Source organism: Paenibacillus sp. FSL R5-0701 (assembly GCF_037973995.1).
Classification (GTDB): Bacteria; Bacillota; Bacilli; order Paenibacillales; family Paenibacillaceae; genus Paenibacillus.
Map to the genome: position 1 here is coordinate 4,099,874 of NZ_CP150230.1, position 12,199 is coordinate 4,112,072.

The 12,199-nt window shown below is 44.0% G+C and carries 11 protein-coding genes; 2 read left to right on the forward strand and 9 right to left on the reverse strand.

The genetic code is table 11. The features are described 5' to 3' along the window. Positions 1-48: 48 nt before the first annotated feature. The 7 genes from MKZ13_RS18015 to pdhA form a co-directional block, all read right to left on the reverse strand. Complete coding sequence (locus tag MKZ13_RS18015) at positions 49-1,536, reverse strand: glutamate synthase subunit beta (protein WP_221821631.1); 1,488 nt, start codon at positions 1,534-1,536, stop codon at positions 49-51. 616 nt (positions 1,537-2,152) lie between these two features. After that, positions 2,153-2,641, reverse strand: a complete 489-nt coding sequence (locus MKZ13_RS18020; protein ID WP_221821633.1) for a dihydrofolate reductase — start codon at positions 2,639-2,641, stop codon at positions 2,153-2,155. 50 nt (positions 2,642-2,691) lie between these two features. Next, positions 2,692-3,486 (reverse strand): thymidylate synthase, encoded by a 795-nt coding sequence (thyA, locus tag MKZ13_RS18025; RefSeq protein WP_339177114.1) that lies wholly within the window; start codon positions 3,484-3,486, stop codon positions 2,692-2,694. A 457-nt stretch (positions 3,487-3,943) separates the two neighbouring features. Beyond that, on the reverse strand, positions 3,944-5,359 hold the full coding sequence (gene lpdA / locus MKZ13_RS18030; RefSeq protein ID WP_221821637.1) for a dihydrolipoyl dehydrogenase: 1,416 nt from the start codon (positions 5,357-5,359) through the stop codon (positions 3,944-3,946). A gap of 3 nt (positions 5,360-5,362) precedes the next feature. Further along, on the reverse strand, positions 5,363-6,685 hold the full coding sequence (locus tag MKZ13_RS18035) for a dihydrolipoamide acetyltransferase family protein (RefSeq protein WP_091029377.1): 1,323 nt from the start codon (positions 6,683-6,685) through the stop codon (positions 5,363-5,365). Positions 6,686-6,861: 176 nt separating this feature from the next. Beyond that, a complete protein-coding gene (locus MKZ13_RS18040; RefSeq protein ID WP_076210115.1) occupies positions 6,862-7,839 on the reverse strand; it encodes an alpha-ketoacid dehydrogenase subunit beta in 978 nt (325 codons plus the stop codon). Between the two features lie 101 nt (positions 7,840-7,940). Beyond that, positions 7,941-9,008 carry a pyruvate dehydrogenase (acetyl-transferring) E1 component subunit alpha gene (pdhA, locus tag MKZ13_RS18045; RefSeq protein WP_017688072.1) on the reverse strand — a complete coding sequence of 356 codons (1,068 nt, stop codon included), beginning with the start codon at positions 9,006-9,008 and terminating at the stop codon, positions 7,941-7,943. Between the two features lie 256 nt (positions 9,009-9,264). On the opposite strand from pdhA, the gene MKZ13_RS18050 reads away from it, so the two are divergent. Beyond that, a complete protein-coding gene (locus MKZ13_RS18050) occupies positions 9,265-9,999 on the forward strand; it encodes an alpha/beta hydrolase-fold protein (protein ID WP_017688071.1) in 735 nt (244 codons plus the stop codon). A gap of 165 nt (positions 10,000-10,164) precedes the next feature. On the opposite strand, the gene MKZ13_RS18055 is transcribed toward MKZ13_RS18050, so the two are convergent. Together MKZ13_RS18055 and MKZ13_RS18060 are read right to left on the reverse strand one after the other, a co-directional pair. Next, complete coding sequence (locus tag MKZ13_RS18055; RefSeq protein ID WP_221821639.1) at positions 10,165-10,635, reverse strand: low molecular weight protein-tyrosine-phosphatase; 471 nt, start codon at positions 10,633-10,635, stop codon at positions 10,165-10,167. 1 nt (position 10,636) lies between these two features. Further along, entirely contained in the window at positions 10,637-11,338 is a 702-nt protein-coding gene (locus MKZ13_RS18060) for a trimeric intracellular cation channel family protein (protein ID WP_076210112.1), read from the reverse strand. 182 nt (positions 11,339-11,520) lie between these two features. Between MKZ13_RS18060 and MKZ13_RS18065 the strand changes: the two genes are divergently transcribed. Continuing rightward, a complete protein-coding gene (locus tag MKZ13_RS18065) occupies positions 11,521-12,162 on the forward strand; it encodes a thiamine diphosphokinase (RefSeq protein WP_221821641.1) in 642 nt (213 codons plus the stop codon). Positions 12,163-12,199: the final 37 nt, after the last annotated feature.

Below are 12,199 nucleotides of genomic sequence, written 5' to 3' on the forward strand. Positions count from 1 at the left end.
AACCCCCGCTGATCGCGAAGGTTGTCATTGATATCTTGTTCTATACTTTTACACCAGAACCGAAGCACCCATCAAGTATTTGTCCACTTCACGAGCAGCCTCACGGCCTTCATTAATTGCCCATACAACCAAACTTTGACCACGACGCATGTCACCTGCTGCAAATACTTTATCCACATTGGTGTTGTATTTGCCGTAACGTGCCTTAACGTTTGTGCGACGATCTGTTGCAAGTCCCAGTTGCTCGACCAACGTTTGTTCCGGTCCGTCAAAACCAATGGCAATCATGGCCATCTGAGCCGGGAAGACACGCTCTGTACCTGGAATCGGCTGATAAATCTTGCGACCAGTCTCATCCACAATACGCTCGATCTGTACTGTATGCAATTCTTTGAGGTTCCCCTCATCGTCTCCGACAAATTTTGTTGTCATGATGGAGAACTCACGCGGATCTTGACCAAACAACGCTTTGGCTTCCTCTTGCGCATAATCAAGTGTGTATACGTTAGGGAATTGTGGCCAAGGATTATTAATGCGATCACGCTCCATAGGCGCTTGGGTATGCGTACCGAATTGAGTGATCGTACGACAACCATGGCGCAGCGATGTAGCCACACAGTCAGATCCTGTATCACCGCCACCAATGACGATAATATCTTTATCTTTAGCGGACAGATATTGACCATCTTCCAGATTGGAGTCCAGATAACTCTTAATACTGCCATTCAGGAAATCCATTGCGTAATGAACGCCTTTCAAGTCGCTGCCTTCAATATTGAATTCACGCGGCTTCGTTGCACCACCGCACAATACAACAGCGTCATATTCATCCACCAGTTGTTGTGCTGCAATATCTTTACCAATCTCGGTGTTCGTAATGAATTGAATGCCTTCTGCTTCGAGCAGATCAACACGACGTTGAACTACGTTTTTATCCAATTTCATGGTTGGGATACCGTACATCAGCAATCCGCCGACACGGTCCGAACGCTCATATACGGTTACCGAGTGTCCTGCTTTATTCAACTGAGCCGCAGTAGCTAATCCCGCTGGACCTGAGCCTACCACAGCTACACGTTTACCCGTACGTTTTTCAGGAGGTTGGGGAACCACCCATCCTTCTTCGAAACCTTTTTCAATAATTGCTTCTTCAATCGTTTTGATGGTTACAGGCTGACCAATTAAGCCAACTGTACATGATCCTTCGCAAGGAGCTGGACAGACGCGACCTGTAAACTCTGGGAAATTATTCGTTTTGTGAAGGCGCTCAAGTGCTTCTCTCCACAGTCCGCGATATACAAGATTATTCCATTCTGGAATCAGGTTATGCACGGGGCAACCTGACGTGCCACCAATCATATCTATACCTGTATGGCAATACGGGGTACCACAATCCATGCATCGTGCACCTTGTGTTCTGAGCTCTTCTTCAGCCATGTGTTTATGAAACTCTTCCCAATCCTTAATCCGCTCCGCTGGCTCACGATCTGCTGGCAGTTGACGTTTGTATTCCATAAATCCAGTAGGTGTAGACATCTTACGTTTTCCCCCATCCGTTCTTGTCTTAATCCCTTCATGTGCATGGTTCTATATGAAATGGATTACTCATTACTTGAGTTTTTGTCTATTGTATCACAAAATCTTCTCGAAGATATTTCAATTATAGTAGCATTTACTGTGCTGAATATTAAATGGATTATCCGCATAATTATTTGTATTTTATACATCATATCTTTCAAGTCTACCCATGGTCAATACCCTTATTTTGGTGTTTAATGTGGTTTTGAACTGCGAAATCTGTTGTGTGTTAAAGAAATAAACTGTCGAAACGTTAAGTAAATGTCAGATAATTTGTCATCAAATTCAACATATTTTGCTATAAATCGTTCTCAATTCCGAATATCAGACCTGTTTTAGGGCTTCACAACGTTAAAACCCCAAAAATTTTACACTTTTTTACTTTTTAATGCTTGAGCGTATGTATAATATACATAAATACCAATTAATCATGTTATATTAATGTTATATGTACTCCAATTTAAACAAGTGACTCATTTTTTTATAAAAGAAAAGACGCTGTTCACGAATATTTCGCAATCAGCGCCTCTCATCATAAAAATACGACCGAAGTCAGGAATTTCTTATGCCAAATTTACCGTTTACGTTCGTAGAATTCGAATGTATACGCATAAACATTTTTTTCATCCTGTTCGCCTTCAATCTGTTCAATTAGTTCCCATTCGGACCAATCCACTTCAGGGAAAAACGTATCTCCCTCAAAATTCTCATGAATCTTGGTCACCACAAGACGATCTGCAAGTGGCAGGAACTCACGATACACTTGGGAACCCCCAATTACGCACAGTTCCTCACCTTTGGTTACACTCAGCCCTTCTTCAATCGTATGTACGATTTCAGCTTGGTCCACCTTGTAGTTCAGATCTCTAGTCACTACGATATTACGGCGCTGAGGAAGCGGCTTACCACCAAAGGATTCCCACGTATTACGTCCCATGATAATTGTTTTGTTCAGCGTACGTTGTTTGAAAAAGGCCATATCCTTGGGTAAACGCCATGGAATCGAATTATTTAATCCGATCACACCGTTCTCCCCCATTGCCCATACCAGTTCAATACTCAAGGGTAATACACTCCTTCAATCCAAGTCTCTTATCGAGATTGAACACATAATTAGACTGCAATTGGAGCCTTAATGCCCGGATGATGCTGATAGTTCTCAAACTCGAAATCTTCAAACGTATAATCAAAAATAGAATCCGGCTTACGTTTGATTACCAGCTTAGGTAAAGCATAAGGTTCACGCTCCAGCTGAGTTTTAACCTGATCAACATGGTTAGAGTAGATGTGAACATCCCCTCCAGACCAGATGAAATCACCCACCTCAAGATCACATTGCTGGGCGATCATATGAGTCAAGAGCGCATAACTCGCGATGTTAAACGGCAACCCGAGGAACGTATCCACGGAACGCATCGTAAGCATACATGATAATTTACCCTCTGCAACGTAAAACTGAAACGCAAAATGACAAGGTGGAAGTTTCATATTGTTGATCTCAGCCACATTCCATGCACTGACAAGGTGACGACGCGAATCCGGATTATTTTTGATCGAATCAATCACTGCGGCGATCTGATCAATTTTTTCTCCGTTTGGCGCTTCCCATGTACGCCACTGCGAGCCGTATACCGGACCGAGATCCCCATTTTCGTCCGCCCAATCGTCCCAGATCTTCACACCGTTTTCTTTCAAATAAGATATATTGGTATCGCCACTCAAAAACCATAACAGTTCATGAATAACCGATTTGAGATGAATTCGTTTGGTTGTTACCAGCGGAAATCCTTCGGAGAGATCATAACGGAGTTGTCTGCCAAATACAGATTGTGTCCCCGTTCCTGTACGGTCTCCTTTATGCACGCCGTTGTTCAGAATATCCTGCAATAAATCAAGATAGTTTTTCATGTTGATATCCCCTCGCACTTTTATTTCGTACTAAACTAAAAAATATTTACACTTACCACTCCGATGACAGAACAACCTTCCGATCGCTGTTGTCCCCAGATTTTTTTGATTTCCTTTTCCAAAGGTAAAATCCGATGATAAAGGCGAGCACTCCGCTTCTTCAGGTTTTTTCTGTCCTCTACGTTCTCGTGTAAAAGGTTAGTTAACTAAATACATAGACCGTGATTGGCTTGGAGCCACATCATGACTGATCATTACTACAGTGTACCACAATTCAGAAGTTGGATAAAATCAATTCACTGAAACTTATGAGCGTGTAAATTTTCATCATATTACATACACAAGTATCTTAAATTTCTCGGCTCTTGCTCAGAAAAAAGAGACGAATAACGCGTTAACGTTATTCGTCTCTTCTGATATACGTATAATGCCGGACGGATCCGAAGCTTAGATGATCTTAACGGGAGATGATGTGGATCGGGTGACCCATAACCAATTCCGCAGCTTCCATCACGATTTCGCCCAAAGTTGGGTGAGCGTGAATTGTGAGAGCCAGATCTTCCAAAGTAGCGCCCATCTCAATTGCCAAACCAAGCTCAGCAATCAGATTGGAAGCTTCCAGACCAACGATTTGGCAACCCAATACAAGGCCGCTTTCTTCGTCAGCTACGATTTTCACGAAGCCTTCAGCGTGGTTCAAAGATACAGCACGGCCGTTACCCGCATAAGGGAACTTGCCAGCTTTTACTTTGTAACCTTTTTCTTTAGCTTCTTTTTCAGTGTAACCTACGCTGGAACACTCTGGATCTGTGAACACAACAGCTGGCATACATTTGTAGTCAACTACAGATGGTTGTCCTGCGATTGCTTCAGCAGCCACTTTACCTTCATAAGAAGCTTTGTGCGCCAGAGCCAAGCCAGATACGATATCACCGATTGCGAAGATGTGAGGAATGCTTGTGCGACCTTGGTGGTCAACTTTGACAAATCCACGCTCGTCAACGTCAACACCAATCATGTCGAGACCAAGTTCTCCATCCGTGTTTGGACGACGTCCAACAGTCACCAGCAAGTAATCTGCAGTAACTTCTTTGGATTCACCATTTACGGAATATTTAACAGTTACGTCTTTGTCCGTTTGCTCAGCACTTTCTGCTTTTGCACCCGTAACGATTTCGATACCTGTTTTCTTCATGTTTTTAGCCACAAGGCTAGTCATGTCTTTATCGAAACCTGGCAGTACTGTATCCAAACCTTCGATGATTGTTACTTTTGAACCGAATTTGGAGTACATTTGACCAAGCTCAGCACCGATATATCCGCCACCGATAACGATCATGCTTTTTGGTACTTCAGGCAAGTTCAGAGCTTCTGTCGAAGACAGAATGCGTCCGCCAAACGGGAAAGGTTTCAGTTCGATTGGACGGGAACCTGTTGCAATAATTGCATTTTTAAATTTGTAACGTGGAGACTCGTGGTCATTAAATACACGAGCTTCGTTTTCGTTAATGAACATGCACTCACCGTTGAAAACTTCAACTTTGTTGCCTTTGAGCAAACCAGCTACGCCGCCAGTCATTTTCTTAACAACGCCGTTTTTGAACTCTTGAGTTTTGCTGAAGTCCACTTTTACGTTCTCAGCAGAGATACCAAAAGCTTCACCGTGAAGTGCAGACTCATATTGGTGTGCAGCAGAGATCAGGGCTTTGGATGGAATACATCCACGGTTCAAACAAACACCGCCCAGTTCGGATTTGTCTACGATCAATACGCTTTGGCCCAGTTGAGCAGCGCGGATGGCAGCTACATAGCCGCCAGGACCCGCACCAATTACTAATGTGTCGATATTGAGAGAAGCGTCGCCTACTACCATATCTTACACCTCCATAACAAGCAGCTCAGGGTTAGCGAGCAGCTGTTTAATGTAATTCATAAAGTTTTGTGCTGTTGCGCCATCGATGATACGGTGGTCAAAGCTCAGGGAAAGAGCCATTACAGGTGCTGCAACTACTTCGCCGTTCTTGATCACTGCTTTTTCGCTGATGCGTCCTGTTCCGAGAATAGCAACTTCAGGGAAGTTGATGATTGGAGTGAAGAACATACCGCCAGCAGAACCGATGTTACTGATGGAGATTGTGCTTCCTCTCATTTCATTCGCACTCAATTTGCCCTCACGACCACGAGCAGCCAGATCACGGATAGAATCAGCAATCATCCAGATGGATTTACGATCAGCATCTTTGATAACAGGAACGATCAAACCGTTGTCTGTATCTGTAGCGATACCGATGTTGTAGTATTTTTTGTAAACAATTTCGTTAGCTTCTTCATCAATCATAGCGTTCAGAGCCGGGAATTGGCGGGAAGCCGCAACCAGTGCTTTAACGATGAATGGCAGATAAGTAACTTTTGTTCCTTTTTTCTCTGCAATTGGTTTCATGCGAGTACGGAAAGCAACCAATTCAGTTACGTCCACTTCGTCCATGATTGTAACGTGAGGTGCTGTGTAAGCCGATTTAACCATTGCATTAGAGATTGCTTTACGGATACCTTTGAATGGTACGCGCTCTTCTTCAAGGTATTGATCAGCTGCAGCCGCTGCTGGTGCTGCGGATTTTTTCTCTTCTTGAGCCGGAGCTTCGGAAGATGCCGCTGCGGAAGAACCGCCACCGTTTTTGAAGGATTCAACATCTTCTTTGGTTACTTTACCGTTGTTGCCAGTGCCGTTAACCTGAGCGATGTCTACACCTTGTTCGCGAGCAAATTTACGCACGCTTGGTGTTGCCAGAACGTCTTTGGCAGGTACTGCCGGAACGCTGTTGTTGCCGCCTTCTTTAGCTGCATCCGAGCTGGAAGCTGCTGCAGAAGAACCACTTGTATCAGCTCCGCCTTGAGCTGCATCTTTCTCTTGCTCGCCTTGATCGCCAGCAGGAGCGTCGTCTTGCTCAGGAAGTTCGCCTTCTGCATCGATGATCGCTACAACTTCACCAACGTGGCAGACTTGACCGTCTTTAGCGAATACTTCTGTAACTGTTCCGTTAACCGGACAAGGTACTTCTACAACCGCTTTGTCGTTCTGTACTTCCATGATGATGTCGTCGTCAGTTACTTTGTCACCGACTTTGATGTGCATCTTGATGATTTCGCCTTCGTGCAGGCCTTCGCCCAATTCAGGGAATTTATATTCAAATTTAGCCAACTGAAAAACCTCCTTGATTATGTGCTCAATCCTGAAAACAACCCTTAACTCCAAGAAACAACTGTTACTGCTAATGCAAATAACTGTTACTCAAGGGGCTAATGGCTGTTTACAGTGCAGCTTGCGCTGCGGTGTGAATCACCATACTGCGCCTTGCGGCATGTCAGATGATTAAATTAGAAATTTACGACTTTGTTAACCGCAGCAACGATACGTGCCGGGTTAGGCAGCCATGTATCTTCGATTTGTGCAAATGGATATACAGTGTCCGGACCAGCTACACGCAGAACCGGTGCTTCCAAGTGCAGGATTGCTTTTTCATTGATTTGGGCAATGACTTCAGCTGCAACACCTGCGCTCTTTTGAGCTTCCTGTACAACAATTGCACGGTTTGTTTTCTTAACGGAAGCAACGATAGTATCGATGTCGATCGGGCTAACCGTACGAAGGTCGATAACTTCAACTTTGATTCCTTGTTTTTCGAGTTCATCTGCTGCTTTCACAGAAGTGTGAACCATCATACCGTAAGTAATGATCGTTACATCAGAACCTTCACGAACAACGTTCGCTTTACCCAACTCAACAACGTAATCTTCTTCAGGCACTTCTGCACGGAAAGCATGGTACAAGTTCAAGTGCTCCATGAAGAATACAGGATCGTTATCGCGAATAGAAGCGATCATCAGTCCTTTTGCATCGTAAGGGTTGGAAGGAACAACGACTTTGATACCTGGCGTTTGCGTGAGCAGACCTTCCAGGGAATCTGTATGCAATTCTGCCGCTTTTACGCCGCCACCGAATGGTGTACGGAATACGATTGGAGAATTGTATTTTCCACCGGAGCGGAAACGCATACGAGCAGCTTGCACTACCATTTGGTCAAGGGCTTCGAAGATAAAACCAACGAATTGGATCTCAGCAACCGGACGGAAGCCTTGTACACCCAGACCTACAGCCAGACCACCAATAGCGGACTCAGCCAGTGGAGTATCAAATACACGCTCTTCGCCAAACTCTTTTTGCAGACCTTCCGTTACACGGAAAACGCCGCCTACATTACCTACGTCTTCACCGAAAAGCAGAACGTTAGGATCACGTTTCAACTCCACGCGAAGCGCATCACGGATTGCTTCTTTCATGTTCATTTGTGCCATTTGCTTCATTTCCTCCTTAAACATTGACAGTTCACATTTGAATTCGTACATGTATACCGGGACATTAAAGTCGCGGATGTTTATGCTTTATCGGAAAAAACTTATTGGAAATCAGCTTTTTGCTCTTCCAAGTGCTTAGGCGTTTGTTCGAACATGCTGTCGATCAAGCCTGAAATCGTCATTTTCTCGGTTTTTTCCGCTTTTTTGATCTCTTCATTTACTTTAGCTTTAGCTTCTTCTTTCACACGTGCTGTATCTTCTTCAGTCCAAAGACCTTTTTTCTCCAGATATTTAGCGAAACGTGCGATAGGATCTTTAGCAGACCATTCTGCCTCTTCTTCTTTTGTACGATACTTGGAAGCATCATCCGAAAGGGAGTGAGGACGGAAACGGTATGTTACTGCTTCGATCAATGTTGCGCCTTCTCCGTTACGTCCACGCTCAGCAGCTTCCTGAACAGCTTTGATAACAGCGAAGATGTCCATACCGTCAACTTTAACACCTTTGATACCTGCTGCTACCGCTTTGTGAGCGATGGACAGAGCTGCTGTTTGTTTAGCAAAAGGAGTTGTGATGGCATAACCATTGTTTTGTACAAAGAAGATAACAGGCAGTTTGTATACACCAGCGTAGTTCAGACCTTCATAGAAGTCACCTTCAGAAGAACCGCCATCACCTGTGTACGTGATAACAACTTGTTTTTGTTTCTTCAATTTGTAACCCATAGCGATACCCATTGCATGCAGAATTTGTGCACCAATGATGATTTGTGGCATCAATACATTAACGCCATCTGGAATTTGTCCACCATGTTGGTGTCCACGGGAGTACAAGAATGCTTGATAAAGAGGAAGTCCATGCCATACGAGTTGCGGAATGTCACGATAGCCAGGACATACAAAGTCTTCTTTTTCAATTGCAAATTCACTACCAACCATTGTAGCTTCTTGACCAGATACTGGAGCATAGAAACCAAGACGACCTTGACGGCCCAGGTTTACTGCACGGTCATCCCAAGTACGGGTAAATACCATGCGGTACATAATTTCTTTTAATTGATCATCGGAAAGTGTAGGCATCATGTCTTTGTTAACAATTTCGCCGTCAGGAGACAGCACGGACAGAGCTTCTACATCCTCTGTATACACTTCATAAGGAACCTTGCTCATTTTTTTCTTCACCTCAACAAAAAATTTGAATATCAAGTTCCGCTGTTATAATATTATTATACACCTGTTTCACTCCATACGTCAAAGAAATCCGTAATTTTTTTATGTTTCCTGCCGGATTGTATGTATAACAGGGGCTTAATATTGGTATAACAGCATAATACATGATTGCGTGTTTGACCTAACCCCGCACAAGGGTAATCTTACCGTATTGCGCGGTCGAATGCAAAAAATTAACCGAGAAAGGTGACGTTTTATGACGGATTCCCGCTATTTGAAACGCACGATTGTGAAGGAAGAGATTGAAAGTCGCTATCTCGGAGAGAAGCGAACGCTCCGTATTTACCTTCCCCCAGGCTATAACGAATTGCTTAGCTACCCTGTCGTTTATTGTCAGGATGGCGAAGAATTTTTTAATTTCGGACGAATTGCTACAACAGCTAACCAAATTATTCTGGACGAAGGAGCCGAACCTTTCATTATTGTAGGGGTTCAGGTCGATGTGTCTGTGAGAACGCAGGAATATGCTCCATTTGGAGATCGGTTCAAGGCATATACTGCTTGCTTCGCTGAAGAGATTATTCCCTATATAGAAGAGAAATATCCTGTACGCCGTTCTCCGCAGGAACGCATTCTTGCCGGAGATTCGCTCGGTGGCAGTGTTTCGCTTCATCTTGCTCTGTTATATCCGGATCTGTTCACACGTGTGATCAGCATGTCTGGCGCCTTCTACTCTGCTTCACAGGAAATCTATGCCGCAGCTGAAGATCTGTCCTGGCTCTCGATCTGGATGATCGTTGGTTTGCAGGAGACTGATTTTGAGGCAGACACGGGTACGTATAATTTTGTTCAATTAAACCGGGATACTCGAGAATTGCTGGAAAAACGTGGTGCCCTCGTCTCCTACCAGGAGAAAGACGGAAAACACCAATGGGGTTTTTGGCAGAAGGAATTGCCCGAAGCATTACTTTATTTTCTCCAGGAAAGATAAAAGGACCACTTTAACAGGCGGCTGAAATGCCGCTATTGTTTTTCATTTTAATGATACCGCTTACAATTGTAATCTGAAAAAGAAGCAGGATATCCTGCTTGCTTTAAGCGCTCTAATCCTGCTTCTTTGTCGAATTACAAATTGAGCATGAATTTCGTTTACTTTTTAGGCTAAGGAATGTTCCGCTTCAATCTTACTCAACAGAACATCGCAGCCTGCGTTAACCAGCTCGTACACCTCTTCAAAATTGCCTGTGTAATATGGGTCAGGTACTTCTCTGAGTTTTTCCTCGGGAAGCATGTCCATGAACTTGATGATGTCCGACTCAGCTCCACCTGGAACGTTGCGCACATTATCTGCATTCGAATTATCCATACATACAATGTAATCAAATTGAGTAAAATCTTCGCTGGCGAATTGTCTCGCTGCCATATTGGCATAGGAAATCTGGTACGAATCCAGCAAATTTCGAGTCCCTTCATGCGGAGGTTTACCAACATGCCAGTCCCCTGTACCCGCAGAGTCCACACGAATCTGGTGTTCAAGCCCCTTCTCCACGACTTTGTGACGCAGAACGGCTTCAGCCATTGGTGATCTACATATATTGCCCAGACATACAAACAAAACATTAATCATATTAATCCCCCTTGCTTAGCGTACCTTGAAGTACCGACGATGTTGGCTGTGTCACAATGCTCTCCGGCTGAGGACTGACGTTCCCGGTCTCAGACGGCACCAACGAACGACGTGGCAGTTTCCATTTATAATGTACAGAACACATCCGGAAAAACACAACGGCCGCGAAACAAAGCAACAATCCGGCATTTGTTGTTAACCAACCCATACCTATAACAAAACCGGCTGTCATTGCCCATACAGCATAGATTTCGTCACGCAATACAAGCGGTTTACGTCCTGCAAGCACATCACGAATCACGCCCCCACCAATACCGGTCATTACTGCTGCAACGATAACTGCGCTAATAGGATGTCCCATGTTCGCCGCGTAGAGAGCCCCTTGAATTGCAAATGCTGCGAGTCCGATTGCATCAAACAGCGCCTCTGTTCGCTTCCAGTGACTAATCCACTTGAGAGGTAATATAAACGCAATCGCTACTGATACTAGGGCTAACATAATAAGTGATCCCTGACTCCACAGTGTCGTTACAGGTATACCTATAAGTACATTCCGGATAATCCCGCCTCCGAATGCCGTGACAAGTCCAAGCACTAGTACACCCAGAATGTCATACTCCTCTTCCATAGCCACGAAGGCACCGGACATTGCAAATGCGATAGTGCCTATAATGCTGAATACTTCAAAAATGTGTAAGTCCAACCTGTTCAAACCTCACTTTTCAAGTCATCTCCATGTCGCTCTACCCATTGTATCCGCGAGCACTGAAATTGTGCAACCACATTTTGTGGATTATACTGGTTTGGTGAATATATTTGTACAGGTTCCAACATTATATTTGAACAATGACCTATTTTGCTCTGAATTAGGAAGGATGAAATAAAATGACGGTGAAACGAGTGGTTATTTTTACAGGCGGAAACTTATCTGTAGAATTACTTCAGGAAATACGAGAAGATGATATGATCATCGCGGCCGATCGTGGTGCATTATTTTTAATTGAACACGGCATTCAGCCTCACATTGCAGTAGGAGACTTCGACTCCATTACTGAAGAGGAATGTATCATTGTAAGCAATAATAGCATTCGGTTCATTACATGTGACCCTGTTCATAAGGATCTTACTGATACAGAAATGGCTTTTGAGACAGCGCTAGATTATGAACCTTCTCACATCTTAATGTTAGGTGCTACAGGTACACGTATGGATCACACACTCGCCAATGTACATATTATGGTTCGCGCGATGCAGCATCATATCTCCTGTGCCATTCAGGACAAGCACAATTACATGACACTGACCACATCCAAAGCTGTGGTTGAGCACCGTGACTATAAATATGTTTCTCTGCTCCCCTTGACTCATGAAGTTGCAGGAATAACTCTGGATGGTTTTATGTATCCGCTAGATCAAGCCACCATTCGCATGGGACAATCCTTGGGTGTAAGCAACAAGCTATTAGGCTCCTCCGGTACAGTCACTATTGATAGTGGCTTATTACTGATTATTCAGAGCAAAGATTGAATCTATTTGTATGCTTCATAATTATTTATTACGTTTT

Bases quoted from the DNA above. Each gene is read 5' to 3' on its own strand.
- MKZ13_RS18055 (WP_221821639.1), bottom strand. From the start codon at position 10,635: ATGATTAATGTTTTGTTTGTATGTCTGGGCAATATATGTAGATCACCA.
- MKZ13_RS18050 (WP_017688071.1), top strand. From the start codon at position 9,265: ATGACGGATTCCCGCTATTTGAAACGCACGATTGTGAAGGAAGAGATT.
- MKZ13_RS18015 (WP_221821631.1), bottom strand. From the start codon at position 1,536: ATGTCTACACCTACTGGATTTATGGAATACAAACGTCAACTGCCAGCA.
- MKZ13_RS18040 (WP_076210115.1), bottom strand. From the start codon at position 7,839: ATGGCACAAATGAACATGAAAGAAGCAATCCGTGATGCGCTTCGCGTG.
- thyA (WP_339177114.1), bottom strand. From the start codon at position 3,486: ATGAAAAACTATCTTGATTTATTGCAGGATATTCTGAACAACGGCGTG.
- pdhA (WP_017688072.1), bottom strand. From the start codon at position 9,008: ATGAGCAAGGTTCCTTATGAAGTGTATACAGAGGATGTAGAAGCTCTG.
- MKZ13_RS18065 (WP_221821641.1), top strand. From the start codon at position 11,521: ATGACGGTGAAACGAGTGGTTATTTTTACAGGCGGAAACTTATCTGTA.
- lpdA (WP_221821637.1), bottom strand. From the start codon at position 5,359: ATGGTAGTAGGCGACGCTTCTCTCAATATCGACACATTAGTAATTGGT.